The organism is Sediminibacterium sp. C3 (assembly GCF_000508085.1).
GTDB lineage: Bacteria > Bacteroidota > Bacteroidia > Chitinophagales > Chitinophagaceae > Sediminibacterium.
The window spans coordinates 2,235,197-2,262,045 of the sequence record NZ_KI669560.1 but is presented as its reverse complement, the minus strand read 5'-3'; the positions used below and the strand labels follow the sequence as shown (position 1 = coordinate 2,262,045).

Sequence of the window (26,849 nt, the reverse complement as noted above, 5' to 3'; positions counted from 1 at the left end):
TTTCGTGAAACATGCATTAATCAAATTACATATCTCGGTATTTCTGGCAGGTTTTACCGGGATACTAGGAGTGCTCATTCATTTGAATGAAATGACATTGGTTTGGTACCGAATCATGATCACCGTTGTAAGCCTGTCTGTATTATTTACCCTGACCAAGAAATCAACTCGGATACCCAATAAGCAGGCGGTTAATTTTTTTCTAATTGGAACCCTTATAGCTTTGCATTGGGTTGCTTTTTATGGTAGTATTAAACTTTCTAACGTTTCCATAGGATTGGTCTGTTTTTCTGCGACCGGATTGTTCACGGCATTGCTGGAACCATTACTGGTCACAAAAAAATTGCAGTGGGCAGAACTAGGTTTGGGCCTACTGAGTTTATTGGGTATTTATTTGATTTTTCATTTTGATGAAAGGTATCAGACAGGTATTATTGTTGGAATTGTTTCTGCATTTCTTGCCGCTCTGTTTTCCGTTTTAAATAAGAAGCAGATAGCAGATGCTGAACCAACCATCATGATGTTATACGAACTTACAGGAGGTTTAGTGATACTTACGTTGTTGATGCCTGTATATGCTTATTTCTTTCCTGAAACTACTATTATACCTACATTATCAGATTTAGGCTGGTTATTGGTACTCAGTTGGCTTTGTACCATAGTTGCCATGCAGCTGATGCTGGACTCTTTAAAAAAAGTCTCTGCATTTACTCAGAATCTTAGCTTAAACCTCGAGCCCGTCTATGCCATCATTATGGCTTTTATACTTTTTGACGAGAATAAATATTTGTCAAACAGTTTTTATTACGGTGTGGGACTGATTATCCTATCCGTTGTATTGCAAATGACCAGAATGCTGCTTAAACATTCTGCTAAAACGAAACTATAAACCCAAATGTGGGTGTAACATTCGCGTCATTATTGCTTAATAAGAAAGGTACTGCATTGCTTCCATTTGGTTGAACGGGCAATCCATCTGTTGTTATAAAGGCAGTGTTGCTTGCATTGCGTTGGAAAGTATATACAGATGGCGCAGGGCTCTTGGCCAGGTACCAATTGGTGATATCCAGAAATACATTTAGCGTATATTTTTTATAAAACCATTTTTTGTCTATCCGTATATCGCTGCTGTTAAAAGCATTCAGTCTTTGAGAATTCACTCTGCTGAAATCAAGCACCCCAGTGCCCAGCGCAAGAAAATTTTGCCTGCTGGCTACTAAATCGTAAGGAGTGAAGGGAACCCCTCCCTGGTAACGGAATTTTAATCCGATTTCCCAGTTCCTTTTCAATTTGTATCCCAATACTGCACTTAATAAATGTCGGTTATCCCAGGAACTGGCCACATAATTGTTGCCGACATTGGTATACTGGCTTACAAACCAGGTATAGCTGAAAACACCATAAAATTGCTTGGTTAATTTTTGCTGGGCAAAGAATTCAAAACCATAGGCTCTTCCTTTGCCATTGGTAGTTACCGCTTCATTTCCAAGTACGGAGAAATCCGCCCCCTGATTCGATAAACTGATTCCATTTCTAACACTTACCGGTACGTTGCTGTAGCGTTTGTAAAATCCTTCAAAAGTAAATCGGGTGGAAGCTGAAGGCAGGTATTCAAATCCAGCTACATAATGGGTGCTTTGGGTATAGTCGGTTTGCTTATTCACCAACTCATTGTTATTGTTTCTGAAACCCAATACAGTATAGGGAAGCATTTTAAAATAAGTGCCTATGGATGCATTGAATGTTACTTTATCTGATAGCTGGTAGCTGGCAGCTATTCTTGGACTCAATGTTTTCAGTGGGTTCATTCCAGTAGTGGTGAATGTGTTCTGATCAAATCTGATTCCACCGCTAATCCCTAATTTATTATCCAGAAATCTTTTCCCAACCTGCGTAAAAGCACCCAATCTGGCAAATTGAATGGCACTATTGTAGTTGTAAGTGACGGCTGGCTGAATAATATTGTTATTATTATCGGTGATGGCATTACTAATCAGTTGATTTGTATTGTTGCTATAGTTAACCCATTGGGCTACCACACCATAACTCCATTTTAATCCATTGATATTCTGGTTAACATCAAATCTGATTTTATTCTCAGTTTCTCTGGAACCCAATAGAAGGGTTCTGGCACCTCTGACTGGCCCCAGGTTGTTCTCGTATTTTTCCAATTGATTATCCAGGCTGTTTCTGCTGATGGCCAGATTCCAGTAGCCGTTTTTCAACTGATGTTTAATAGAAGCCCCAATGGTATAATTCCACTGTTGAATGGAAGGATTACTGTTCAGTACATACAATTTGTCCGGAGTAGCTTCTCTTGGTGCTGCAAAGTTGAATTCATCAATGGCTCCAACACCTAAAAGTGTCAGGGTTGTTTTTTTACTCAACTGATGAGATATTTTATATTGGAAATCCCAGTAATTAGGTCGTATAGGTAAATCAATGGCTTTGAACAACAACTGTAAATAACTTCTTCTTGCAGAAGCCAGAAAAGTAGTTTTGCCAGATTTTCCGAGCGGTCCGTCAAAAGTGGTGGCCAATTCTGTACCGCTTAAACGAATATTTCCCTGTACACGGTTATTGTTACCTCTTTTTTGATTGAATTCAAATACAGAAGAAAGTGCGTTGTCGAAACGGGCATCGAATGCAGAGGAAGAAAGTTTAACGTCTTCAATAAAGCTTACATTCAGAATACCGGTTGGCCCCCCGGCGCTTCCCTGTGTAGCAAAGTGGTTGATTACCGGAATTTCAATTCCATCCAGGTAAAATACGTTTTCGTTGGGAGCGCCACCTCTGATAATGATATCGTTTCTGAATCCGGCTGTACTGGAAGATCCTCCAACGCCTGGTAGCGCCTGAATTACTCTGGATATGTCAAAGTTCCCACCCGGATTTGCTTTGATTTCCTCAGAAGTAAGTCTTTGAACACTTAAGGGTGTTTCAAGGGTTGCCGCTTTTGCTGAACGGTTTCGGCTGGTACTGGTTACCTGTACATTCTGTAGTTCACTGATAGCAGGTTCCAGTTCAATCACCATGGTATTTTCATTACCTGTTACAATGGGTACATTGTATCTGTATTGGGTTGTGTACCCAAGGGCTGAGAACTGAAATGTATAATAACCAGGCTTAATTTGTCTGAATATGAATTTTCCCGAAGAATCAGCAATCACTTTTTGGTTTAATTGAACCAATTCCACCGTAGCTCCGGAAATGGGTCTCTGTAATTGTTTGTCAAAAATAATCCCTGAGTAAATGCCTGTGTTTTGTGCCAGGGTACTATTCAAAAGAAAGAAAAGAATCCAAAATCCTGCCCATTTTTTCATTTTCATCCATTTATCAAATTCCCCTTAATTACAATTTATATTTGGGTATTGTTTTAATTATCTTCGGAAAATCCAAAATTACTATCAACATGAAATTTCTCCCTATTATTGGTTTGCTTGTTTTGAGTATTCCAGGTATTGCCCAGAAAAAGCCCCTGGATCATTCCGTTTATGACGGATGGCAAAATATTGCCGAAAGAATTGTAAGTGATAACGGTGCTTTTGTAGCATTTACCATAGTGCCTCAGGAAGGTGACGGACAGTTGTATATCAAACGAAAAGATGGTAGTACTGTTGCTGAAATAGCCAGGGGGTATAACGCTAATATTTCCGATAACAGCCAGTTTCTGATCTGCAGAATCAAAGCTCCATTTAAAGAAACACGTGAAGCCAGAATTAAAAAGAAGCGACCCGAAGAAATGCCGAAAGATTCACTTGCCATTGTGAATTTGAGTACTGGAAGTATTCAGAAAATGGCTGGTGTAAAGAGTTTTAAAATTGCTGATGAAAATGCATCTCATGTCGCCATTCTGTTCGAAAAGAAACCTGTGGCACCCGCTCCAAAACCTGCACAGGGCGACAGCTCTGCCAGGCCTGCTGCTCCTGCTGCTCCCAGAAATAATGCAGAACCTGTTGAAGAAGGAACTGATTTGATGGTTATGAATCTGCAATCCGGCGATACCATGGTTTTTCCCTTGGTAAGCGAATATTTCTTTAGCAAGAAAGGGAATGTGCTGCTGATGGAGACTTCCAAGAAAGCAAACGATAATAAAGTAAAGTCCGCTATTGTTAAACTGGATTTGACTAACAAGACAACCCGAACTGTTCTCGCTGGCTTTAATGATGCCAAAGCCTATCGGATGGATGAATCAGGAGGGCAACTGGCATTTATTGCAGAAAGAGACAGCAGCGCCAAATCATTACAGAAATTTTATAAGTTATACTATCATAAAGATGGTGCTGACAGTGCCACTGTTATTGTGGATAGAAATACCGCTGGCATGCCCGCTAAATATACTGTGAGTGAAAATGCGCAGGCCATCAGTTTTAGTAAGTCGGGCAACCGATTGTTTTTCGGTACCGCTCCGGTATTGCCTGTGAAAGACACTTTAACGCCTGAGTTTGAAAGAGTGAGTGTGGATGTATGGCATTATAATGATGATTATTTACAACCTGTTCAGCTGAAGAACCTTCAGCAGGAATTAAATAAAGCGTATCTGGCCAGATTTGATTTTGAAAAAAAATCCGTTGTTCAGATTGGATCACCTGCATTCAGGTCTGTGATGCAAACGCATGAAGGAGATGGGGCTGTGTTTTATGGCATGGCAGATGAAGGAAAAAGAATTGCCACTCAGTGGCTTGGAGGAGCTTATATGGATATCTACGCCATTGATCCTGTTACGGGTTCCAGAAAAATCATTCAGAAAAACATAAAAGGAAACGCTTACCCTTCCTACACTGGAAAATATCTGGTTATGTATAATGACCTTGCCAGAAAATACAGTGTGTATTCATCGGATAATCAACAGATAACTGCATTGGCAGCTGATATTAAACTGCCTTTGTATGATGTGGAGAACGATGTGCCGGACGAACCCAATCCTTATGGAATTGCGGGCTGGCTTGAAAATGATCAGGCTCTGCTAATTTATGATCAGTTTGATATCTGGCAGGTAGACCCTGCAGGCAAGAAGGCATCTGTTAATATTACCAATGGGTTGGGCAGAAAAAACCAGCTGGTATTCAGGAATATCAACTTAAACAGAGAAGAACGCTTTATTAAAAATGATCAGCAATTACTGTTGAATGTGTTCAATCGTAAAAACAAAGGCAGTGGATTAAAAGCCCATTCAATGGGGTCTGTTTTTCAGATTTCAGATATAGCTGCTGCAACTTTGCCATTGAGAATTTCAGCTGTTACCAAAGCAAAAGATGCTGATATCATTTCATTCGGTACGGAAACTTTTGAACGCTCTACCAATATTGCAGTAAGTTCTTTACTTGCCAATAGTTTAATGAAAGAGGTTCAGTCTGCAACTATACTTCACCAGCCCAATCCGCAACAGTCCCAATACAATTGGGGTACTGCTGAATTGTTTACATGGAAAGCATATACAGGAAAAGTGGCTGAAGGCATTATTTATAAACCCGAAGATTTTGATCCCAAGAAAAAATATCCCATGATTGCTTATTTCTATGAGAGAAGCAGTGATGGTTTGTATGGATACAGTGCACCAGCACCCACACCATCCCGTCTGAATATTCCTTTCTTTGTTAGCAGAGGATATATTGTTTTCGTGCCGGATATCTGGTATAAAACGGGTTATCCTGGTCAGGGTGCCTACGATTATATTGTGAGTGGAACCAGAGCTGTTGTAGCCAAGGGATATGTGGATAGTACCAAACTGGGTTTACAAGGCCAGAGCTGGGGTGGATACCAGATTGCGCATGTGATTACCAGAACACCTTTGTATGCGGCAGCTTGGGCCGGAGCGCCGGTAGCCAATATGACCAGTGCATATGGAGGAATTCGTTGGGGGACGGGATTGAACAGACAGTTCCAATACGAAAAAACACAAAGTAGAATTGGGGCCAATCTTTGGGAAAAGCCCAATTTGTATATTGAAAATTCTCCGCTTTTCCATTTCCCTAAAGTAAAAACGCCTGTGGTAGTAATGGCTAACGATGCTGATGGTGCTGTGCCTTGGTATCAGGGAATTGAAATGTTCACTGCCCTTAGAAGATTAGGCAAACAGGTTTGGATGTTGAACTACAATAATGAAGACCATAACCTGGTGGAAAGAAAAAACAGAAAAGATATACAAATAAGAGAGCAGCAATTCTTTGACTATTTATTAAAAGGAGAAAAACCTGCCAAATGGATTGCTGAAGGAGTTCCTGCAATTATGAAAGGCAGAGATTGGGGTTTAGGATATTAACAGAAAAAAAATTAACTTAAGCTATGTTATAGAATGAATGCTGCAATTAAATATAGCAAGTTTACTTCCTGGCTGGTTTTTGTGTTAATGATATTGGTAACGCAAATACTAGCCTGGAAGTGGTATGAGAAAGAGGCGAGCATTGAAAGGCAGCTGGTAGAAAAGGAAGTTACCCATATTGGTAATTTAATTGAAACCACCATTCAAAACAGTAGCTCCATCACCAGTGTTATGGCTTCGATGGTTGAGCATGATTTGCTGAACAATCATTTTGATTTGATTGCCCAGAAATTACTGCGTCAAAATAAAAATATTGACGCTATTCAATTGGTGCAGGATATGGTAATTACTCATACCTATCCGCTTGAAGGAAATGAACAGGTGATAGGGTTTAATTTAAAAACCTATCCTGAACATATACGAGAAGCCATGTTGAGCAGTTCTTCCAATCAGCTTCATTTTGAAGGTCCGTTAAAATTGAAGCAGGGGGGGATTGGTTTTGTTGGAAGATACCCGATTCTTCAACAGGACACTTTATGGGGTTTTGCAGCTGTTATTATCCGAAAGGAAAATTTTGTTAAAGCGCTTGGATTAAGTGAATCAGGAACCAGTGAATTGTTTTATTATCAGATAAGTAAACAACAGGAGGGAGAGAGATATACAACACTTTTTGCTGAAGACCGAACCAGCTTTAGTTCCGGAGTTCATGCAGAAATGTATAATGCTGTTGGTGACTGGATTATACAGGTAAAGCTGAAAAAATCAAGAGCAGTAAAAATGGGGTGGACTTTTTCTCTGATGGGTTTCTTGATATCCTTTATAGTTTTTTACTCAATGCTACTCAATCTGAAACGCATATAAAAAAATAGTCCCCGACAGGGGACTATTTTTTTGAATACAATCAAATTTTATTTGGCGTTCTTAACGTATTTCTCCAGCCACTGGAATTGCTCCCAAAGTGTATGCAATACATTCTCTTTTCCTCTGTATCCATGCGCTTCATAGGGTAGGTAAACGAATCTCACGGTTCCGCCATTGCCTTTTATTGCGGCATATAGTCTTTCGCTGTTGATTGGATAAGTTCCTGTGTTGTCATCGGCTTCTCCGTGTATTAATAGGATAGGTGTTTTAATTTTATCTGCATAACTGAACGGGCTCATTTTGTAATATAAATCCGGAGCCTGCCAGTAAGTTCTGTCTTCATTTTGAAAGCCAAAGGGAGTAAGCGTTCTGTTGTAAGCTCCACTTCTGGCAATACCTGCTTTAAACCAATTGGTATGTGCCAGTAAATTGGCAGTCATAAATGCCCCATAACTATGTCCGCCAACTGCTACTCTGTTTTTATCGGCAACGCCCATGCCAGATAAATGTTCAATGGCAGCAGCTGCATTTAATTTAAGTTGATCAATAAAATTATCATTGGGTTTTTTGTCTGTGCCTGTAGCCACAATCGGCATTTCGGCGTTGTCCAGAACAGCATAACCCTGTGTAACATAGTAAATAGGAGAGCCCCAGCTTAAAGTAGTGAAACGGTCTTTACTGCCTCTGATCTGAGCTGCATCGGCTGCGGAATTAAACTCTCTTGGATAAGCCCATATAATCAGGGGTAATGGCCCTTTGCTCTTATCATAACCACTGGGCAAATACAAATCTCCAGTTAAATCTACACCATCTGCGCGCTTGTATTTTATTTTTTCTTTTGTTACCGTTTCCAATGCAGGATATGGATTTGTAAATGTGGTGATAGCCCGGTCAGCCATTTTCAGCTTCAGGTTTTTGATATAATAGTTGGGGACCTGTTTTTGTGACTCTTTTCTGGTTAGTAATACCAGATTATTGGCATCCAGTACTTCTGAGACTTGTTCAAATTCACCTTCATTGCATCTCCATATAATTTCATTTTGTTTGGTTGTTAAATCAAATTTAGCCAAAAAAGGAAGGTCGCCTTTGGGGGATGAACCAGTGGTATTGTTCAGTAATAGTTTTGTTCCGTTATCAACTGTAACAATTACGTTTCTTCCAAAATTGTTTTTTGCTGTTACGGGTGATCCGGGGTTGCCGTATGCATCTGTTTGGTTTCTTTCGTATAATAATTCAAGGCTTTCTTTTTTTGAATTGTACAAGCTAACTCTCCCAAGTTGCTTGCTTCTTGAAATTTCATTCACCAGCGCAATATTTTCATTGCCCCAGGTTGTTCCTGCATAACGAAGTTTTGTTTTAAACAAAGTTTTGGGGGAACCGGAAAACGGAGCGCTTAATGCCAATACCTCATCTCTGAATTCTACTTGCTTTTTAATAAATCCGCTATCCAATGGTTCTGCCCATGTAATAGTAGCTGCTTCATCATCTCTCCAATCAAAAGCTCTTGGCACATTCTGGGTATTATCGTAGCCCGAAGGTGTGCCTTCTGTGGATGGCAGTTCAACCAATAGTTTAACGGTATTGCCAGATAGATCTGTGATAATCATTTTAGAAGGAAATCCATTGGCAGTTACCAGATAAGAGAAGGGTTGCTGCAACTGTTTCTGTAAAATGTATTTTTTATCCGGGGATAAACTGAAACTACTTAATATACAAGGTTTACCCGCAAGGCTTTCTACTCCATTTCTATTCATTACCAACTGTGAAGTGGCATAAAATTGAAACAACTGTTCATCGTAAGGGCTTTTAATTAAATCCTGATAAGTAGGGCTGGGGGCCGCTTTGCCAAGATTTTGCTGAATGGTTGGACCTTTCGGAGTGATGGGTTTTTTAGGAGCTGCCGCCGCAGTGGATACAGTTGACTTGTATAGAATAGTATTATCATCAACCCAGGTGTAAGCATTTCCCAATACGGTATTCAAAGGACGCTTGTTGATTCTGGTTGCTTTTTTGGTTGCTACATCAATCACATATAAATCAACCTGTGATCCTGATGAATGCGTAAATGCAATTTTATTCTCTGAGGGGCTCCAACTTACAGAAGCTGCCAGTAAATTGGCAGGTAAACCAGTAATGGTATATGTCTTGTTTTCTTTCAGATGTTTTAATTGGAAATTGTTGATGAAATTTTGTCTGCTGGGAGAAAAATTATTGGGGTTTAATCTTAATCCGGCTACCCTGATTTCAGGTTGACCCAATTCTTCCACTGTAGGGTAGGAATTTCTGCCAGATAAAAGCATCCATGTAGCGGAGCCATCCACGCTAATTGCAGGGGTGGGTGCGGCCAATAGTAAATCTGCAATCACTTTAGGGGGAGTCTGATAGCTAACAGCATCCTGCGCTTTCAGAAACCAACTGGATCCTGATAGCATAAGTGCCAGAAGGATGGTTTTTTTCATTTTCATATAATCGTATTGTTTATAAGGGAATCAATACCCCAAATTAGCAATTAATATCCTTGCTTGCCAATCTGCCCCTTCATTTAAAAATATTTTTTGTCTTTCCGAATCTGCCATGTAGTTTTGCAACACAATGAAGCAAAATTTACATTTACACCATCATCATATGCAACCCAATGGGTAGGCATCGGTGTATTGTATTATGATATTAAACACTAAGCTTACCTACTGGTAGGCTTTTTTGTTTTTATTAACTGACTAAAAAATGAATATGAAAGCAAACTTTGAATGTAACAAGCTGAGATTGGCTATTCAGAAGAGTGGTCGTTTGCATGATGATTCCATGAAACTGTTAAAAGAGTGCGGAATCGACATTAGTAATGGCGTAAACAAGCTTAAGGCAGAAGCAACCAATTTTCCCCTTGAAGTGTTTTTTCTTAGAGATGATGATATCCCACAATATGTTGAGGACGGAGTAGCCGATATAGGATTTGTAGGGGAAAATGTCATTTTCGAAAAAAATAAGCAGGTTGCAATAGCAGAAAAGCTTGGATTTGGAAAATGCAGATTAAGTATTGCAATCCCCAAAGGGCAGGACTACCCTTCGTCACAATATTTGCAAGACAAAAAAATTGCTACCAGTTATCCTGTGATTGTAAACAACTATTTACAGCGTCAGGGTGTTACAGCAGAGATACATGAAATTAGTGGAAGTGTAGAGATTGCTCCCGGAATTGGTTTGGCAGACGCTATCTGTGATTTAGTCAGCAGCGGTTCTACGCTTTTCATGAATGGACTAAAGGAAGTGGAAGTAATTTTTGAATCACAGGCTGTTTTGATTAAACAGGCCGCATTGAATCCTACTCAGGTTCAGTTGCTGGAGCGCCTGATTTTCAGAATTCAGTCCGTTAAAAAGGCAAAAAACAACAAGTACATTTTGTTGAATGCCCCCAATGATAGGCTGAAGGATATCATTTCATTGCTGCCTGGTATGAAGAGCCCTACAGTATTGCCGTTGGCAACAGAAGGGTGGAGCAGTGTTCATAGTGTGTTAAATGAAAATGATTTCTGGAATATTATTGAACAATTAAAGGAGGCAGGTGCAGAAGGAATTTTGGTTGTGCCCATTGAAAAAATGATAATGTAAACATGAATACAATTGCTTTTCCTCAAAAGTCTGCATGGGAATCCATCATTGTAAGACCTGTGTCTGATAGTGGTACTTTAATGTCTAAAGTGAAATCCGTGTTGAATGAGGTACAACAGAAGGGAGACCTTGCGATTCAGCAATACACGCAACAATTTGATGGAGTTCACTTGCCGGATTTTAAAGTTTCTGAACTTGAAATTCAGGAAGCACTTAATTCGCTGGATAATGGCTTAAAGAAAGCCATAGAGACAGCCGCTGCCAATATCCGGAATTTTCATTCCCCCCAGTTGAAAGCAGAATCAATGATAGAAACCATGCCCGGGATTCAGTGCTGGAGAAAATCAGTAGGGATAGAAAAAGTCGGATTATATATTCCCGGTGGATCTGCTCCCTTGTTTTCCACCATTTTAATGCTGGGTATTCCGGCATCCATAGCAGGCTGCAGAGAAGTGATACTTTGTTCACCACCTGATAAATCTGGAAAGCTGCATCCGGCCATTTTATTTACTGCCCAATTGGTGGGTATCCGGAGTATTTTCAAAATAGGTGGCGTGCAGGCTATAGGAGCTATGGCATATGGTACAGAAACTGTTCCGGCTGTTTACAAAATATTCGGACCCGGTAATCAATATGTAACAGCTGCCAAGCAATTGGTACAGATGGATGGGGTTGCCATTGATATGCCTGCAGGGCCCAGTGAAGTTTGTGTGATGACAGATGATACAGCTATTCCTGCTTTTGTGGCGGCAGACCTGTTAAGTCAGGCAGAACACGGGCCTGATAGTCAGGTTTTACTGGTAAGCACTTCTGAGGCAATAATCAATCAGGTAAATCTTGAATTAGAAAAACAATTAGCCGAACTTCCCAGAAAAGAAGTGGCAGCCAAAGCACTTTCCAATAGTCGCGTTGTGTTAATGAATACCATGGAAGAGGCAATTGAACTGGTGAATGCCTATGCTGCAGAACATTTAATTATTGCCTGCAATAACGCGGAGGCTATAGCAGAAAAAATTGTGAATGCAGGATCGGTATTTATTGGAAATTATTCACCGGAATCCGTAGGAGATTATGCCAGCGGCACCAATCATACCTTGCCTACGAATGCTTATGCAAGAATGTACAGTGGTGTTAGTGTTGATAGTTTTGTTAAGAAAATTACTTTTCAAAAATTGTCCAGAGAAGGCTTGGTTTCCATTGCAAATACAGTAGAAAAAATGGCTGAAGCAGAAGGTTTAACAGCCCATGCCAAAGCCGTAAGTATCAGAACTAAATAGAAGTAAAATGTTTGATGTAAATACACTGGTAAGAGATAATATTGCGCGTTTAACTCCTTATTCCTCTGCAAGGGACGAGTTCAGCGGAGAAGCCAAAGTGTTCCTGGATGCCAATGAAAATAGTCTGGGGTCACCATTGAAAAAATGGTACAATCGATATCCTGATCCGCATCAGAAAGCCATTAAGCAAAAGCTGGCAATGGTAAAAGGGATTGCAGCTGAACATATTTTTCTAGGAAATGGCAGCGATGAATGCATCGATTTGTTGTACCGTTGTTTCTGTAATCCCGGCAAAGACAATATTGTCATTTGTCCTCCAACCTATGGTATGTACGAAGTGAGTGCTAATATCAATGATGTAGCAGTTAAAAAAGTTTCTTTATTGCCCAATTTTGAACTTGACTTATCCGGAATAGAAGATGCCATTGACGATCAAACCAAATTAATCTGGATCTGTTCTCCCAATAATCCAACCGGAAATTCACTGAAACGGCTCGATATAGAAACCTTGCTGAATAATTTTAAAGGGCTGGTGATTGTGGATGAAGCCTATATTAATTTTTCCAAACAAAAATCATTCGTACAGGAACTAACAGAATATCCCAATCTGGTTGTTTTGCAAACATTAAGTAAAGCATGGGGTTTGGCAGGATTAAGGCTGGGCATGGCTTTTGCCTCTACTGCTATTATTGAGATATTGAATCGGGTAAAGCCGCCATACAATATCAATCAGGCAACACAGGAACTGGTGCTAACTGCATTAGAAGAAGTAGGACAGATAAATGATATGATTCGATTGCTGGTAGATATGCGGGAGGCATTAGCTGAAGTTTTTGCTTCTATGCCAACAGTTGAAACTGTTTACCCTTCTGATGCCAATTTTATATTGGTGAAAATAAAAGAAGCAAGGGCAGTGTATGAATTTTTATTGACAAAAGGTATTGTGTTGCGTGACAGAAGTAATGTGCAGCTTTGTAATGATTGCCTGCGAATTACCGTTGGTTCTGAACAGGACAATACTTTACTGGTAGAAGCTATGCAGGACTGGTATCAGTTGAATCCTTAATTTCACACCTTAATTTATAGAACACTATGAGAAAATATCTATTGGGAATTCTTGGCTTTTTGTCTTTTTTATCTGTAAGTGCACAAAAACAGCCCGAAGTTCCTATTAAACTTCCAGCTGGTTTTTCCAGTCAGATTGTAGCCAGTAATTTCGGAAGGGTAAGACATATTGCCGTAAACACGAATGGAGATTTGTACATGAAACTTGACCGTCTGGTAAATGGTAAAGGCATTTATCGGTTAAGAGATAAAAACAAAGACGGTATTATGGAAGATACCCTTGCATTTGGCAATTATACCGGAACGGGTATTGGAATATACAAAGGTTATTTATATGCTACTTCTGATGAAACCGTATATCGCTATCAACTAGACGCCAATCAGGATATAGTGAATCCGGATAAGCCTGAAATAGTGGTGGAAGGCTTGTTGAATCAACGTCAGCATGCATCCAAGTCTATCACTTTTGACAAAGCAGGAAATATTTATGTTAATATCGGTGCCCCTTCCAATGTTTGTCAGGAAAAAGACCGTCAGAAAGGATCTCCAGGAATGACCCCTTGTCCCATTCTTGAAACGGCTGGCGGCATCTGGCAGTTCCCTACAGCCAAATTAAATCAGAAATTAGCCGACGGGGTTCGATATGCTACTGGTATGCGGAATGCCTTGGGGATTGACTGGAATCATGAAGTAGATGATTTGTATGCAACCATTCACGGAAGGGATATGTTATTTCAGTATTTTCCTGAAATGTACGATCAGAAAAAAGGAGCGGAGTTGCCATCCGAAACCTTTTATCGTGTGAAAAAAGGGGACGATTGTGGCTGGCCCTTTGTTTACTGGGATCATTTCCAGAATAAGAAAATATTGAGTCCCGAATATGGCGGGGATGGTAAAAAAGAGGGCGCTCCCAATGCCATCAGCCCATTAGTTGGCTTCCCGGGGCATATGGCACCCAATGCATTGTTGATGTACAATGGCAACCAGTTTCCGGCAAAGTACAAGCATGGTGCTTTTATTGCATTTCACGGCAGCTGGAACAGAACACCTGAACCTCAGGAAGGATTTTATGTGGTATTCGTGCCTATGAAAAATGGAATGCCAACGGGTAACTGGGAGGTTTTTGCGGATGGGTTCTCTGGTATGAGTCCGGTTACTAATTTATCTGCAGCCAAGCATCGTCCAACAGGGTTGGCAATGGGCCCTGATGGTACAATCTATATATCGGATGATAAAGCCGGTTATGTCTGGAAAATTTCTTACAAACCATAAGCACTATGAAGAAACTGATTCTTGTATTATTTTGCTTGATTGCGGCTGATTTTTCAGGCTCTGCACAGACCAAGCCATCAGGTAAGCAGTTTAAAGCAAGCACTTCTTCTGTTAAACAGGGCTTGAGTATATTGCAGATGACCAATGGTAAGAAAGTATATGATTTATACTGTCAGGCCTGTCATCAGGCAGATGGAAACGGTGTGCCAAGGTTGAATCCGCCCTTGTCCGGAACAGTCTACGTAAACGGAAGCAAAACAAGACTTATTGATATAGTACTGAAAGGTCTATCTGACCCAATTGAAATTAATGGAGAAGAATACAACAATCCTATGGCTGCCCATGATTTTTTAACCGATCAGCAAATTGCTGATGTGTTAACTTTTGTGCGAAACAGTTTTGGAAATAAATCAGGACCCGTTTCTGTTGAAGAAGTAAAAAAGCAAAGAGCAAAAAAATAATATGAAAAGGATTTTATTTATTGACAGGGATGGAGTGGTATTACAGGAGCCGCCTGTTGATTTTCAAATAGACAGTATTAATAAGACTAGTTTTGTAAAGGGGGCTTTAACGCAGCTGTCAAGAATTGCTTCCGAATTTGATTTTTATAAAGTGATGGTGACCAATCAGGATGGATTGGGAACCGATTCTTATCCGGAGTCTCAGTTTTATCCTTATCACGATCTGATGATCAGAACATTGGCTTCTGTTGGTTTTGTGTTTGATGAGATGAAAATTGATAAAACCTTTGCCTCCGATAATCAGCCTACCCGCAAGCCAGGAACAGCGTTGCTTACACACTTAATGAACAATCCGGATTATGATCTGGCTAATTCCTTTGTGATTGGCGATCGCTGGAGTGATATTCAGCTGGCAATGAATCTGGGAGCAAAAGCCATTTATTTAAAATCTGGGTTACATGAAATAAGCGCTGAACAGGAAGAATTATTTAAAGAAGTTATTGTACTGGAGACTGATTCCTGGGAAGCGATTTATCAGTTTTTAAAAACCGGGCTCAGACAAGTGCACCATGAAAGAAATACGAACGAAACCCGGATATCGATTGACTTGAATATGGATGGAACGGGAAGGGCAGATATTCATACAGGCCTTGGTTTTTTTGATCATATGCTGGACCAGATTGCCAGACATGGAAAGATTGATCTGACATTAGAAGCAAAGGGCGATTTACATATTGATGAACACCATACCATAGAAGATACGGGTATCGCACTAGGTGAAGCTTTTGCAAAAGCACTTTCCGATAAGCGAGGCATGGAACGATATGGATTTGCTTTGCCAATGGATGAAGCGGATGCGAAAGTGTTAATTGACTTTGGAGGAAGAAACTGGTTGGTATGGAATGCTGAGTTTAAAAGAGAGAAAATTGGGGAAATGCCCACTGAAATGTTCTTTCATTTTTTCAAAAGCTTTAGTGATGGGGCAAAGTGTAATTTGAATATTGAATGTAGGGGTGATAATGAGCACCATAAAATAGAAGCAATTTTCAAGGCATTTGCCAAAGCTATTCGCATGGCCGTAAAAAGAGACCCATTGAGTAATTATTTGCCTTCTACCAAAGGGGTGTTATAATTATTTTTTGTGTTTTCCATCTTAAGTCTCATATTTGTGTTATGATTTTAGTAAACAAGCATTGGTGGTGGCATACTGACTCTGAACGGGGAATGTAGTGCTATAGCCAGTACTGAACAATATTGTAAGAGCCCCGGATGTATTTCTGGGGCTTTTTATTTTAAGTTATTTCTTATGAGTAAGATACAATTGAAAACTACCGGTAAAAAGATGTTGGGAGATATTTATACTCCGGTAGGTATTTATTTAAGACTAAGGGATCGTTTCAGGGATACCATTTTGCTGGAGAGCACCGATCATCATGCACATGACAATAGTTACTCCTTTATTTGTGTAAATGCCATTGGAGGGATTGAAATAAAATCCAAGAATCTCATTGAATACAAACTTCCGGGATCCGATCCTGTTAAGTCAGTTCTTAATCAATCAAAGAAAGTAGCTGACCATCTATGGGACTATATGAACTCATTTCAGGTATCAGTTCCGGAAGATGCTGCATATTCGTTTGCACAAGGATTATTTGGATATAACTGTTTTGATGCGATTGATTTTTTTGAACCTTCCATTGCCTCAAAAATAGAAACGCCAATGATTCCATTGGTTCGTTACAGGCTTTATCAATATGTAATTGCCTTTAATCACTTCAAAGACGAGTTGATTATTTGTGAAAATAATATTCCCGGTATCGAGGGTGATTTGCAAATGGTAGAGTCGCTGATTCGAATTAAAGATGTTCCCGTATATCCTTTTGCTGTTGTAGGGGAACAACTGTCGAATATGACAGATGAAGCCTATATCTCGCTCGTTAAAAAGGGGATAGAACATTGTATGCGGGGAGATGTTTTTCAGATTGTACTAAGCAGGCGTTTCAGTCAGGCTTTTACAGGTGATGAATTCAATGTATACAGAACACTAAGAAGTATTAATCCTTCCCCATATTTATTCTTTTTTGATTACGGAGATTATAAAATCATGGGATCATCACCTGAAGCGCAACTGGTAATTAAAAATGGCAAAGCAATTGTACATCCCATTGCCGGCACGTTTAAAAGAACTGGTGATGATGCAACTGATCAACAGGCTGCGACTGCTTTACTTGCAGATCAAAAGGAAAATGCAGAACATGTTATGCTGGTAGATCTTGCCAGAAACGATTTAAGCAGGGTATGCGAAGATGTTAAAGTAGCTCAATACAGACAAGTTCATTATTACAGTCATGTGATTCATCTGGTTAGTGAAGTAGAGGGAAGCTTCAAAGGTAGACAGAATCCATTTGAAATATTTGCAGCAAGTTTTCCTGCAGGAACATTGAGTGGAGCCCCCAAAATAAAAGCAATAGACATTATTAAAGAACTCGAGCCAACTGACCGAAGTTTTTATGGAGGTGCTATTGGATTTGTTGGATTTGATGGCAGTTTTAATCATGCCATCATGATCAGAACTTTTCTAAGTAAAAACAATCAACTCATCAGTCAGGCAGGAGCCGGTGTGGTGGCTGCCAGTATTCCGGAGAGTGAATTACAGGAGGTAAATAATAAGTTAAATGCTTTACATCAGGCAGTTGATCTTGCTTCATCCGTTATTTAATTTGATACTATGAAAATTCTTGTTTTTGATAATTACGATTCCTTCACCTACAATTTGGTTCATCTGATAGCTAAGATTACGGGTGAATATCCGGATGTTTATAGAAATGATCAGATTGAGCTGGAAAAAGTACGCGATTATGATAAAATAGTTTTGTCGCCCGGCCCGGGTATTCCAGCGGAAGCTGGTTTATTGAAGCCCCTGATTCAGGAGTATGCTTCCAGTAAATGTATACTAGGTGTATGCCTGGGACATCAGGCAATTGGTGAAGTTTTTGGAGCTACCTTAATTAATCTACCTAAGGTATATCATGGTATTGCTACACCGGTGTTTCCTCAACTGTTGGGAAATGGACAATTTTCACCTTTATACAGAGGATTGGGTAATGAAGTTGAAGTGGGTCGCTATCATAGTTGGGCTGTTTCCTCCGATGATTTACCTGCAGAACTTATGGTTACAGCTAAAGATGAAAGTGGATTAATCATGGGGCTGATGCATAGTAAGTTTGATATTGAGGGAGTTCAGTTTCACCCGGAGAGCATCTTGACACCAAAGGGAGAAATTATTATGAAAAACTGGTTAAAAAAGTAAGATGAAAAAAATATTGCAATACTTGTTTGAGTATAAATCGTTGAGCAGAGAAAAGGCTTTTGAAGTATTGGTTAATATGGCAAACGGCCAATATAACGATTCGGAAATAGCCTCTTTCATTACTGTCTATTTAATGAGAAGCATCACCATTGACGAGTTAAGCGGCTTCAGAGATGCATTATTACATTTATGTGTTAAGACAGATTTAGGTACAAACGACTTGGTTGACATTGTTGGTACAGGAGGAGATGGGAAAAACTCTTTTAATATTTCAACACTTGCTTGTTTTGTTGTAGCAGGTGCCGGACAAAAAGTTGCAAAACACGGGAATTATGGAGCTTCTACCATTAGCGGGGCATCTAATGTGATGGAAGCCTTGGGATACCGCTTTAAGCAGACTGCCGATTTATTAAAAAGAGAAATTGATGAAGCTGGAATTTGTTTTATGCATGCTCCACTTTTTCATCCTGCTTTAAAAGTGGTAGGGCCCATTCGTAAACAGCTTGGGGTCAGAACTTTTTTTAATATGCTTGGACCCATGGTTAATCCAGCCAATCCGGATTATCAGCTGGTAGGAGTGTACAATCTGGAAATGGCACGAATCTACAATTATTTACTGCAGCCAACTGGTAAGTCGTTTACCATTATTCATAGCCTGGATGGCTACGATGAAATTTCCTTAACCAGCGAAACTAAAGTGATTACCAAAAATGGGGAAGCGGTGTATTCTCCTATTGACCTCGGTAAAAAAATTGTACTGCCCGAAGCCATTTACGGTGGAAATACGGTTGAAGAATCAGCCGCCATTTTCCTGCGTGTTTTAAAGGGAGAGGGAAGCTGGTCTCAGAATGCTGTGGTGTTGGCAAATGCTGCCATGGCATTAAACAGTACCGGCAAATACGCCAATTATGATGCTGCGTATCAGGCAGCTGTTAATAGCCTGGAATCAGGAGCAGCCTATCAAAGTTTTACTAACCTGATTCAAATGCAATAGTCAAATACTTTTATTTATGACCATTCTGGATACAATCGTTGAACAAAAAATTCGTGAAGTTGCGCAGAGAAAAGCAGCAACACCAATAAGTGTATTGGAGCAGTCCGCTTATTTTTCCAGACCATGTATTTCGCTCAGGGCTACTTTAGAGAATAAAAATAAAACGGGCATTATAGCTGAATACAAAAGAAAGTCGCCCAGTAAGGGGATTATTAATGCAATTTCTACAGTTGAAGAAGTTACAAGTGCCTACGCTGAACATGGAGCGGCAGCTGTTTCTGTTTTAACGGATGAATTGTTTTTTGGGGGTCACCTGAACGATCTTTCAAATGCGGTTCAATTGACCATTCCTGTTTTGCGCAAGGATTTCATGATTAATGATTATCAGATTTATGAAGCAAAAGCCCATGGGGCGTCTGTGATTTTACTGATCGCTGCCTGTTTAACCCCAGGTGAAGTTAGGAGAATGGCTGTTTTGGCGCACCAATTAGGATTGGAGGTATTATTAGAGATACATGGATCGGATGAATTGGGTCATATCTACCCGGAAGTTGATTTTGTAGGCGTCAATAACAGGAACCTGAAAAGTTTTGAAGTCAGTCTGGATCATTCCCTAGCGTTGATTAAGAAGATTCCAAAAGAAATGCCTGCCATTGCAGAAAGTGGGATAGATCATCCGGATACAATTGTAACTTTACAAAAAGCCGGGTTCTCCGGATTTTTAATTGGGGAACGTTTTATGCGTGAAGCGAGTCCCGGAATTGCTTTTGCCAATTTTGTTAAAAACCTAAAAGAAAAACAAAATGCGGGCTAAAGTCTGTGGATTAAACAGTATTCAGCAAATGATGGAATTGGATCAAATGGGCGTAGAATTCGCCGGATTCATTTTTTATCCCAAATCTCCCAGGTATGTTTTAAAAACATGTTCCAGATTCGAGTTAAAAAAGGCAAAAGGTGCAATGATCAATAAAGTCGGAGTATTCGTGAATGAAGAGCCAGACCAACTATTAACGCTGGTAGATGAATGTGGTTTGTATCTGGCACAGTTACACGGAGATGAAACTCCCCGATATTGCGAAAAAATTGCCGACTACATTTCTGTTATTAAAGCATTCAGACTCAGAGATGATGATGATGTTTTATGGAAAATCAAGGACTACCAGGATATAGTAGATATGTTTTTATTTGATACAGCCGGTTCAGAATATGGTGGTACAGGAAAAAGGTTCAACTGGGATATTTTATTTTCTCTGAATATTAATAAGCCATTCTTTTTAAGCGGAGGTATTGGGCCTGATGATATACAGGCATTACAATCATTTAAATCAGATCCTGTTGCGAAAGACCTATTTGCAATTGACGTGAATAGTAAATTTGAATTTAGTCCGGGAATAAAGAATATGGAATTGGTAAAACCATTTATAAAGCAATTGAAACAATTATGAGAAAAGGGGGGCTGATAGCTTTGCTGGGTTTTTTCTTGTGCAGTAATCTTTCTGCCCAGCAATTAAGTAATATTCTTATGAATGTGAGTGGAAAGGCTCAGTACAAAGTAAGCTCAGGTAATACGCTTATTTACCTGGATGATCAGGGTAAAATTATTTCTGTTGAAACAGATGCTTCAGGAGAAGTGCTATACAATAATAATTTCCAGCCACAACAAGCAGGAAGTCTTGGCATTCAATTTAACTATGAAGGTTGGTTAAGCCAAATAGGGAACTTAGTAATTCAGTATGATCACACAGGACGAATAGATAAAATCGGTGATCTGGTTTTCAGGTATAATTATCAAAATTTTATATCATCTGTGGGCAATATTTCCATATTGTATAATGCCAATAAAACCATTGACCAGATTGGGGTGTATAAGATATATTATAATTATGGCGGGAAAATATCCAGAATGGACCCCAGTAAAGGTCTGATTGCGTTACAATTAAATTTTTCAAAATGAATATGGTGAGGAATGATTATCAGTCACCCGATTTGCAGGGTTATTACGGAGAGTTTGGTGGGGCATATATTCCTGAAATGTTGCAGCGTAATGTAACGGAACTCAGGGAAAAGTATCTTCAGATTATGCAGGAACCCGATTTCCAGGCAGAGTTTGCTCATCTGCTAAAGGAATATGTAGGCCGGCCCACCCCTTTATTTAAGGCTGAACGACTGAGTGAGGAATACCAAACTCAGATTTACTTAAAACGAGAAGATCTTTGTCATACAGGGGCACATAAAATCAATAATACCATTGGTCAGATTTTGCTGGCAATACAATTAGGTAAAACCCGAATTATTGCAGAGACGGGAGCAGGTCAGCATGGAGTGGCTACTGCAACAGTATGTGCTTTAAAAGGTCTTGAGTGTATTGTTTATATGGGAGAAAAAGACATTGAGCGTCAGGCACCCAATGTAGCCAGAATGAAAATGCTGGGAGCTAAAGTGGTTCCGGCCACTAGCGGAAGTAAGACCCTTAAAGACGCAACCAATGAAGCCATCAGAGACTGGATTAATCATCCGGAAAATACCCATTATATTATTGGAAGCGTTGTAGGGCCGCATCCTTATCCGGATATGGTAGCCCGTTTTCAAAGTGTAATAAGTAAAGAGATGAAAGCTCAATTATTAGAGCAAACCGGATCAGCGCTTCCTACCCATGTAATTGCCTGTGTAGGTGGTGGTAGTAACGCGGCAGGAGCTTTTTATCATTTTTTAAATGAGCCATCTGTAAAACTGGTTGCTGTAGAAGCAGCGGGAAAGGGCGTTTCAAGTGGAATGAGTGCTGCTACCACACAGTTGGGTTCTGTAGGAATTTTACATGGCAGTAAAAGCCTGCTGATGCAAACTGAAGATGGTCAGGTTGTTGAGCCGCATAGTATTTCTGCAGGTTTGGATTATCCTGGAATCGGGCCTATGCATGCTCATTTATTTCAATCGGGGAGAGGTGTTTTTCTGAGTGCAACGGATGAAGAAGCGCTGGATGCAGCATTTCATGTAAGCAAAACAGAAGGAATTATACCTGCGTTGGAAACTTCCCATGCTTTTTCAGTACTGGGGCAACTGAATTTGAAGCCAACAGATCGTGTTGTAATTTGCTTAAGTGGAAGAGGGGATAAGGATTTGGCTACTTATATGAATAGCGGAAAAATGAATTTATAAAACTGGATAATGAGCAGACTAGAAAATATATTTCAAAAGAAAAAAAAGCCTGTGCTGAATGTTTATTTTACAGCAGGGTATCCTTCTCTGGATAGTACATTGACTGTAATGGAAGCGCTTGCTAAAAATGGGGTAGAAATTATTGAGTTGGGTATGCCCTACAGCGATCCCCTTGCGGATGGGCCCACCATACAGGAAAGCAGCAACAAAGCCATTAACAATGGTATGACTATAACCAAGTTATTCAGCCAAATTGAGCATTGCAGAAAAAATTCCCATTTACAAGAAACCGGCATTGTATTAATGGGATATATGAATCCGATTCTTCAATATGGTTTTGAACGGTTTTGTGCGGATGCGGCTAATGCAGGAATAGATGGTTTGATTTTACCGGATTTACCAGCTTTTGAATTTGAAAATTCATATGGAGCAATCATTAAGAAGTATGGATTGAATTTTATTTTTCTGGTTACACCGGAAACAACAGAAGAGAGGGTTAGGAAACTAGATAACTTAAGTTCTGGTTTTTTGTATGCAGTAAGTGCTTCTGCAACTACCGGAGGAGATACTGATTTTGATAAAGTGAATGGATATCTTAGAAGGTTGGCATCTTATCAATTAAATAATCCTGTGATGGTGGGATTTGGAATTAAAGACCGGCAAAGTTTTGAAGCGGTAACTCAATATTCGCATGGTGCTATCATTGGATCTGCTTATATTAAAATATTGAGTGAAGCTGCTGATATTGATGAGGCAACAACTCTGTTTATAAGTGGAATTAGACCTAAATTGTAATAAGTGAAAACAGTAATTATACAATACAATGCCGGAAACATACAATCTGTTCTTTATGCATTAGAAAGGATTGGTTGTTCGGCAGATGTTACAGATGACCCTGAACAAATTATTCAGGCAGACAAAGTAATTTTTCCGGGTGTAGGAGAAGCTAGTACCGCTATGAATTACCTGAAGCAGAGGAGTCTGGATCGGGTAATTATAAACTTGAAACAACCAGTACTTGGAATATGTCTTGGCATGCAGTTAATGTGCAAACATAGTGAAGAGAACAACACAGATTGTCTTGGAATATTCGATGAAAAAATAAGCAGATTTACCCCGGTTAACGGAGTCAATAAGATTCCTCAGATTGGCTGGAATACGATTGAACATTTAAAAAGCCCTTTATTCATTGGTATTAAAGAATCATCCTACTGCTATTATGTACACAGCTTTTATGCTTCGTTAGGAGAACATACAATCGCAACTACCCATTATGGAATCGGCTATAGCGCTGCATTGCATCGAAATAATTTTTTCGGAGTACAGTTTCACCCGGAAAAGAGCGCAGAAGCCGGCGAACAGATTTTAAAAAATTTTATTGCTTTATAAAAATGGAAATTATACCCGCTATTGATATTATTGATGGAAAATGTGTCAGGTTAACCGAAGGCGATTATTCGCAAAAAACCATTTACAATGACAATCCGCTGGAAGTAGCAAAATCATTTGCGGATGCCGGAATTAAAAGATTGCACCTGGTAGATCTGGATGGTGCCAAGGCAGGAAAGGTAACCAATTGGAAAGTTTTGGAATCCATTGCCACCTATACATCACTAGTGATTGATTTTGGCGGGGGGATTAAAACCGAAGACGATCTGAAACTGGTGTATGAATCCGGGGCCAGCCTGGCAACCATCGGGAGTCTGGCTGTAAAAGATCCTGATTTGTTTGCCTCCTGGATACAATATTACGGAGCTGACAAATTTTTACTGGGAGCTGATGTAAAGGGAGAGTTTATTGCTATAGGAGGCTGGTTGCAGGTATCTGAAGAAACCATCATTCAGTTTATTGAAAAATATATTCAAAAAGGAATTACTCAATTGTTTTGTACGGATATTAGTAAAGACGGAAAACTGGAAGGTCCTTCTTTGGAATTGTATACCAAAATTATTCGGCATTTTCCGCAGTTGCATTTTATTGCCAGCGGTGGGGTCAGTTCCATGGATGATATTTTTGCTTTAAGAGAGATTGGATGCAAAGGGGTGATTGTAGGGAAAGCCATTTATGAAGGAAGAATTAAAATAGAAGAATTGTGCTAACAAAAAGAATTATACCCTGTCTGGATATCAAAGACGGCAGAACGGTTAAAGGGATCAATTTCGAACAGATACGAGATGCAGGGGATCCTGTTGAACTGGCTTCTATTTATGCCAAAGAAGGGGCTGATGAATTGGTTTTTTTAGATATTACCGCAACAAATGAAAAAAGAAAAACACTGAGCAATCTGGTAAATAAAATTGCCCATCATATTAATATTCCCTTTACTGTTGGCGGAGGAATTAATTCAGTTGAAGATGTTCAGGTCTTGTTGAAAAACGGTGCCGATAAAATATCCGTGAATACAGCTGCTTTTAAAAAGCCTGACCTGATTAATGAACTTGCATTGGCTTTTGGCAGTCAGTGTGTAGTATTGGCCATTGATACCAAACAGGAGGAGGATGGTAACTGGTATGTATACCTGAATGGCGGAAAAGTAAAAACCAATACATTGTGTTTTGATTGGGCCAGAGAGGCAGTCGATAGAGGGGCCGGTGAAATATTACTTACTTCCATGAACAATGATGGAACCAAAAAAGGGTTTGCGTTGGATATAACAAAACAATTGTCAGTTTCATTGCCTGTCCCCATCATTGCATCTGGTGGTGCTGGAAATAAAGAAGACTTTGCTGCAGTATTTCAGGAAGCACATGCAGATGCCGCACTTGCAGCCAGCATCTTTCATTTTAAAGAATTAACTGTACCTGAGTTAAAAGAATATTTGTCTGAACAGCAAATTCCTGTTCGTTTATAAATAACTGATTATGAAAATAGATTTTGATAAATACGCAGACGGGCTGGTGCCAGCCGTAGTTCAGGATTACCAGACTCATAAAGTGCTGATGCTTGGCTTTATGAATGCTGAAGCGGTTGAAAAAACCATGGAACTGCAAAAAGTTACATTTTTCAGCAGGTCAAAACAGCGCCTCTGGACCAAGGGAGAAGAGAGTGGACATTTTCTGCATTTGAAGTCTATTGCAGTTGATTGTGACAATGACACAGTTTTAATAAAAGCAATTCCTGAAGGACCAACCTGCCATACAGGTGCTGATACCTGCTGGAATGAGAAAAATCATGAAGAACATTTTTTAACCTATTTAGAGCAAATTATTGAATTAAGGAAAAATGGTAATCCCGAGGAATCCTATGTAGCTAGGATGTTTGCCAAAGGGATCAATAAAATTGCCCAGAAAGTCGGGGAGGAGGCAGTTGAAATGGTTATAGAGGCAAAAGATGATAATACCGATTTATTTTTGAATGAGTCGGCGGATTTGCTGTTTCATTATTTGCTTTTGCTTAACGCTAAAGGCCATAACTTAGCAGAAGTCTTACAAATTCTACAATCAAGGCACGCTAAATAAACTATGAAAACGCTTCTGACTTCTTTATTCCTTCTGACTTGTCTTTCTGTTTTTGCTCAACCCAAATTTCAAATCAATGGAAATATTGCAAATGCAAAGCCAAATATGCTGGTTTTTTAATGAATGGGAACGATGGTAAAACCATTGCTACGGATACAGTTAGAGAGGGTAAGTTCACTCTGAAAGGGACAATTGCTGCACCTGATATTTTTCAGTTGGGATTTGTAGGATATAAGGAAGCATTGGATATTTTCCTTGACAATGATGAGGTAAACATTACAGCAGATTTTAATCAGTTTTCTGCCGCTACTATAACAGGTTCTGCAGTTGAATCTGACTACCAGCAATTTAAATCAACATTTAATCCAATAAGAGATCGGTTAAATTATCTGGTACAACAAATTAATCCTGAAAAAGACAGGTTTAAAAGAGATTCCCTGATACAACTATATGAATTGTATAAGGGTAAGGTTTTGCAGGAAGCTACCTTGTTCGCAAAAGAAAAACCTGGTTCCCCTGTCAGCTCTTTTGTCTTGTTTGCTATTAGTCCATTGTTGAATGGAAACGATGACCTTGAGCAGCGTTACACTGCATTAAGTTCTTCAGCTAAAAAAGGAACTTTTGCTAAGTTGATAGAGCAAACCATTGCTGAAGCTAACCTCAATAAGGTTGGAACTGTGGCGTTGGAGTTTAGTCAGAAAGATACATTGGGTAAAGTCGTTTCTTTAAAATCTTTCAGAGGAAAATATGTGCTGATTGATTTCTGGGCAAGCTGGTGTGGACCTTGTCGTGCAGAAAATCCCAATCTGGTAAACGCATTCAAGAAATATTCCAATAAAAATTTTACAGTATTAGGCGTTTCCCTGGATGACAATAAAGCCAGCTGGATGAATGCCATCAGAAAGGACAAATTAACCTGGACTCAGGTGAGTGATTTGCAAAGCTGGAATAATAAGGTGGCTCAGTTATATAAAATACGGAGCATACCTGCAAATTACTTGCTGGATCCAAGCGGAACAATCATTGCCAGGGATTTAAGGGGGGAAGAATTGCAGATTAAGCTGAAAGAATTGCTTAAATAACCAGTCATCCCAGAATATGCAACGGGTTTTCAGGATTAGTTATAT

General features: G+C 39.6%; 24 protein-coding genes. 22 read left to right on the top strand and 2 right to left on the bottom strand.

The window, feature by feature from the left end; translation table 11 throughout:
• Window positions 1–4 precede the first annotated feature (4 nt).
• Entirely contained in the window at window positions 5–889 is an 885-nt protein-coding gene (locus F777_RS0110515) for a DMT family transporter (RefSeq protein ID WP_026752006.1), read from the top strand.
• Here the strand turns inward: F777_RS0110515 and F777_RS0110510 are convergent.
• Window positions 873–3,323 carry a TonB-dependent receptor gene (locus tag F777_RS0110510; RefSeq protein ID WP_037370149.1) on the bottom strand — a complete coding sequence of 817 codons (2,451 nt, stop codon included), beginning with the start codon at window positions 3,321–3,323 and terminating at the stop codon, window positions 873–875. The two genes, F777_RS0110515 and F777_RS0110510, sit on opposite strands and share 17 nt — an antisense overlap.
• 89 nt (window positions 3,324–3,412) lie before the next feature.
• Here F777_RS0110510 and F777_RS0110505 point away from each other — a divergent pair, with 89 nt between their 5' ends.
• Together F777_RS0110505 and F777_RS0110500 are read left to right on the top strand one after the other, a co-directional pair.
• Complete coding sequence (locus F777_RS0110505) at window positions 3,413–6,262, top strand: alpha/beta hydrolase family protein (protein WP_026752004.1); 2,850 nt, start codon at window positions 3,413–3,415, stop codon at window positions 6,260–6,262.
• A gap of 33 nt (window positions 6,263–6,295) precedes the next feature.
• The gene (locus F777_RS0110500; protein WP_026752003.1) at window positions 6,296–7,123 is read left to right on the top strand and encodes a CHASE domain-containing protein; all 828 of its coding nucleotides are present in this window, start codon (window positions 6,296–6,298) and stop codon (window positions 7,121–7,123) included.
• Window positions 7,124–7,170: 47 nt separating this feature from the next.
• Here F777_RS0110500 and F777_RS0110495 read toward each other — a convergent pair whose 3' ends face one another.
• Window positions 7,171–9,588 carry a S9 family peptidase gene (locus F777_RS0110495; RefSeq protein WP_201767601.1) on the bottom strand — a complete coding sequence of 806 codons (2,418 nt, stop codon included), beginning with the start codon at window positions 9,586–9,588 and terminating at the stop codon, window positions 7,171–7,173.
• Window positions 9,589–9,853: 265 nt separating this feature from the next.
• Here F777_RS0110495 and hisG point away from each other — a divergent pair, with 265 nt between their 5' ends.
• The 19 genes from hisG (at window position 9,854) to F777_RS16475 (ending at window position 26,804) form a co-directional block, all read left to right on the top strand.
• Window positions 9,854–10,729 (top strand): ATP phosphoribosyltransferase, encoded by an 876-nt coding sequence (gene hisG, locus F777_RS0110485; RefSeq protein WP_037370141.1) that lies wholly within the window; start codon window positions 9,854–9,856, stop codon window positions 10,727–10,729.
• A gap of 2 nt (window positions 10,730–10,731) precedes the next feature.
• A complete protein-coding gene (gene hisD, locus F777_RS0110480) occupies window positions 10,732–12,006 on the top strand; it encodes a histidinol dehydrogenase (RefSeq protein WP_026752000.1) in 1,275 nt (424 codons plus the stop codon).
• Window positions 12,007–12,013: 7 nt separating this feature from the next.
• Window positions 12,014–13,072 carry a histidinol-phosphate transaminase gene (gene hisC / locus F777_RS0110475; RefSeq protein ID WP_026751999.1) on the top strand — a complete coding sequence of 353 codons (1,059 nt, stop codon included), beginning with the start codon at window positions 12,014–12,016 and terminating at the stop codon, window positions 13,070–13,072.
• A 26-nt stretch (window positions 13,073–13,098) separates the two neighbouring features.
• Entirely contained in the window at window positions 13,099–14,343 is a 1,245-nt protein-coding gene (locus tag F777_RS0110470; protein ID WP_026751998.1) for a PQQ-dependent sugar dehydrogenase, read from the top strand.
• 5 nt (window positions 14,344–14,348) lie between these two features.
• Window positions 14,349–14,804 carry a c-type cytochrome gene (locus tag F777_RS0110465; RefSeq protein ID WP_026751997.1) on the top strand — a complete coding sequence of 152 codons (456 nt, stop codon included), beginning with the start codon at window positions 14,349–14,351 and terminating at the stop codon, window positions 14,802–14,804.
• Window position 14,805: 1 nt separating this feature from the next.
• On the top strand, window positions 14,806–15,936 hold the full coding sequence (gene hisB, locus F777_RS0110460; protein WP_026751996.1) for a bifunctional histidinol-phosphatase/imidazoleglycerol-phosphate dehydratase HisB: 1,131 nt from the start codon (window positions 14,806–14,808) through the stop codon (window positions 15,934–15,936).
• A gap of 174 nt (window positions 15,937–16,110) precedes the next feature.
• Window positions 16,111–17,523 (top strand): anthranilate synthase component I family protein, encoded by a 1,413-nt coding sequence (locus F777_RS0110455; protein ID WP_026751995.1) that lies wholly within the window; start codon window positions 16,111–16,113, stop codon window positions 17,521–17,523.
• Between the two features lie 9 nt (window positions 17,524–17,532).
• Window positions 17,533–18,114, top strand: a complete 582-nt coding sequence (locus tag F777_RS0110450) for an anthranilate synthase component II (RefSeq protein WP_026751994.1) — start codon at window positions 17,533–17,535, stop codon at window positions 18,112–18,114.
• Window position 18,115: 1 nt separating this feature from the next.
• Window positions 18,116–19,108, top strand: a complete 993-nt coding sequence (trpD, locus tag F777_RS0110445; protein ID WP_026751993.1) for an anthranilate phosphoribosyltransferase — start codon at window positions 18,116–18,118, stop codon at window positions 19,106–19,108.
• 16 nt (window positions 19,109–19,124) lie between these two features.
• Window positions 19,125–19,922 (top strand): indole-3-glycerol phosphate synthase TrpC, encoded by a 798-nt coding sequence (gene trpC / locus F777_RS0110440; protein WP_026751992.1) that lies wholly within the window; start codon window positions 19,125–19,127, stop codon window positions 19,920–19,922.
• Window positions 19,912–20,553 carry a phosphoribosylanthranilate isomerase gene (locus tag F777_RS0110435; protein WP_026751991.1) on the top strand — a complete coding sequence of 214 codons (642 nt, stop codon included), beginning with the start codon at window positions 19,912–19,914 and terminating at the stop codon, window positions 20,551–20,553. The genes trpC and F777_RS0110435 overlap by 11 nt, the downstream gene beginning before the upstream one ends.
• Window positions 20,550–21,062: a hypothetical protein gene (locus F777_RS0110430; protein ID WP_026751990.1), complete on the top strand. Its 513-nt coding sequence runs from the start codon at window positions 20,550–20,552 to the stop codon at window positions 21,060–21,062. The genes F777_RS0110435 and F777_RS0110430 overlap by 4 nt, the downstream gene beginning before the upstream one ends.
• 2 nt (window positions 21,063–21,064) lie before the next feature.
• The gene (trpB, locus tag F777_RS0110425; RefSeq protein WP_037370138.1) at window positions 21,065–22,264 is read left to right on the top strand and encodes a tryptophan synthase subunit beta; all 1,200 of its coding nucleotides are present in this window, start codon (window positions 21,065–21,067) and stop codon (window positions 22,262–22,264) included.
• A gap of 9 nt (window positions 22,265–22,273) precedes the next feature.
• Window positions 22,274–23,059, top strand: coding sequence for a tryptophan synthase subunit alpha (gene trpA, locus F777_RS0110420; protein WP_037369371.1), 786 nt, complete (start codon window positions 22,274–22,276; stop codon window positions 23,057–23,059).
• A gap of 3 nt (window positions 23,060–23,062) precedes the next feature.
• A complete protein-coding gene (hisH, locus tag F777_RS0110415; RefSeq protein ID WP_026751987.1) occupies window positions 23,063–23,653 on the top strand; it encodes an imidazole glycerol phosphate synthase subunit HisH in 591 nt (196 codons plus the stop codon).
• Between the two features lie 2 nt (window positions 23,654–23,655).
• A complete protein-coding gene (hisA, locus tag F777_RS0110410; protein WP_026751986.1) occupies window positions 23,656–24,363 on the top strand; it encodes a 1-(5-phosphoribosyl)-5-[(5-phosphoribosylamino)methylideneamino]imidazole-4-carboxamide isomerase in 708 nt (235 codons plus the stop codon).
• Window positions 24,357–25,115 carry an imidazole glycerol phosphate synthase subunit HisF gene (hisF, locus tag F777_RS0110405; protein WP_026751985.1) on the top strand — a complete coding sequence of 253 codons (759 nt, stop codon included), beginning with the start codon at window positions 24,357–24,359 and terminating at the stop codon, window positions 25,113–25,115. The genes hisA and hisF overlap by 7 nt, the downstream gene beginning before the upstream one ends.
• A 10-nt stretch (window positions 25,116–25,125) precedes the next feature.
• The gene (gene hisIE / locus F777_RS0110400; protein ID WP_026751984.1) at window positions 25,126–25,722 is read left to right on the top strand and encodes a bifunctional phosphoribosyl-AMP cyclohydrolase/phosphoribosyl-ATP diphosphatase HisIE; all 597 of its coding nucleotides are present in this window, start codon (window positions 25,126–25,128) and stop codon (window positions 25,720–25,722) included.
• A 119-nt stretch (window positions 25,723–25,841) separates the two neighbouring features.
• Window positions 25,842–26,804: a TlpA disulfide reductase family protein gene (locus F777_RS16475; protein WP_051408555.1), complete on the top strand. Its 963-nt coding sequence runs from the start codon at window positions 25,842–25,844 to the stop codon at window positions 26,802–26,804.
• The last annotated feature ends 45 nt before the right edge of the window (window positions 26,805–26,849 follow it).

Excerpts from the sequence above, each read along its gene's own strand:
- F777_RS0110510 (WP_037370149.1), bottom strand. The coding sequence starts at position 3,323 with ATGAAAAAATGGGCAGGATTTTGGATTCTTTTCTTTCTTTTGAATAGT.
- F777_RS0110505 (WP_026752004.1), top strand. The coding sequence starts at position 3,413 with ATGAAATTTCTCCCTATTATTGGTTTGCTTGTTTTGAGTATTCCAGGT.
- F777_RS0110500 (WP_026752003.1), top strand. The coding sequence starts at position 6,296 with ATGAATGCTGCAATTAAATATAGCAAGTTTACTTCCTGGCTGGTTTTT.
- F777_RS0110495 (WP_201767601.1), bottom strand. The coding sequence starts at position 9,588 with ATGAAAATGAAAAAAACCATCCTTCTGGCACTTATGCTATCAGGATCC.
- hisG (WP_037370141.1), top strand. The coding sequence starts at position 9,854 with ATGAAAGCAAACTTTGAATGTAACAAGCTGAGATTGGCTATTCAGAAG.
- hisD (WP_026752000.1), top strand. The coding sequence starts at position 10,732 with ATGAATACAATTGCTTTTCCTCAAAAGTCTGCATGGGAATCCATCATT.
- hisC (WP_026751999.1), top strand. The coding sequence starts at position 12,014 with ATGTTTGATGTAAATACACTGGTAAGAGATAATATTGCGCGTTTAACT.
- F777_RS0110470 (WP_026751998.1), top strand. The coding sequence starts at position 13,099 with ATGAGAAAATATCTATTGGGAATTCTTGGCTTTTTGTCTTTTTTATCT.
- F777_RS0110465 (WP_026751997.1), top strand. The coding sequence starts at position 14,349 with ATGAAGAAACTGATTCTTGTATTATTTTGCTTGATTGCGGCTGATTTT.
- hisB (WP_026751996.1), top strand. The coding sequence starts at position 14,806 with ATGAAAAGGATTTTATTTATTGACAGGGATGGAGTGGTATTACAGGAG.
- F777_RS0110455 (WP_026751995.1), top strand. The coding sequence starts at position 16,111 with ATGAGTAAGATACAATTGAAAACTACCGGTAAAAAGATGTTGGGAGAT.
- F777_RS0110450 (WP_026751994.1), top strand. The coding sequence starts at position 17,533 with ATGAAAATTCTTGTTTTTGATAATTACGATTCCTTCACCTACAATTTG.
- trpD (WP_026751993.1), top strand. The coding sequence starts at position 18,116 with ATGAAAAAAATATTGCAATACTTGTTTGAGTATAAATCGTTGAGCAGA.
- trpC (WP_026751992.1), top strand. The coding sequence starts at position 19,125 with ATGACCATTCTGGATACAATCGTTGAACAAAAAATTCGTGAAGTTGCG.
- F777_RS0110435 (WP_026751991.1), top strand. The coding sequence starts at position 19,912 with ATGCGGGCTAAAGTCTGTGGATTAAACAGTATTCAGCAAATGATGGAA.
- F777_RS0110430 (WP_026751990.1), top strand. The coding sequence starts at position 20,550 with ATGAGAAAAGGGGGGCTGATAGCTTTGCTGGGTTTTTTCTTGTGCAGT.
- trpB (WP_037370138.1), top strand. The coding sequence starts at position 21,065 with ATGGTGAGGAATGATTATCAGTCACCCGATTTGCAGGGTTATTACGGA.
- trpA (WP_037369371.1), top strand. The coding sequence starts at position 22,274 with ATGAGCAGACTAGAAAATATATTTCAAAAGAAAAAAAAGCCTGTGCTG.
- hisA (WP_026751986.1), top strand. The coding sequence starts at position 23,656 with ATGGAAATTATACCCGCTATTGATATTATTGATGGAAAATGTGTCAGG.
- hisIE (WP_026751984.1), top strand. The coding sequence starts at position 25,126 with ATGAAAATAGATTTTGATAAATACGCAGACGGGCTGGTGCCAGCCGTA.
- F777_RS16475 (WP_051408555.1), top strand. The coding sequence starts at position 25,842 with ATGAATGGGAACGATGGTAAAACCATTGCTACGGATACAGTTAGAGAG.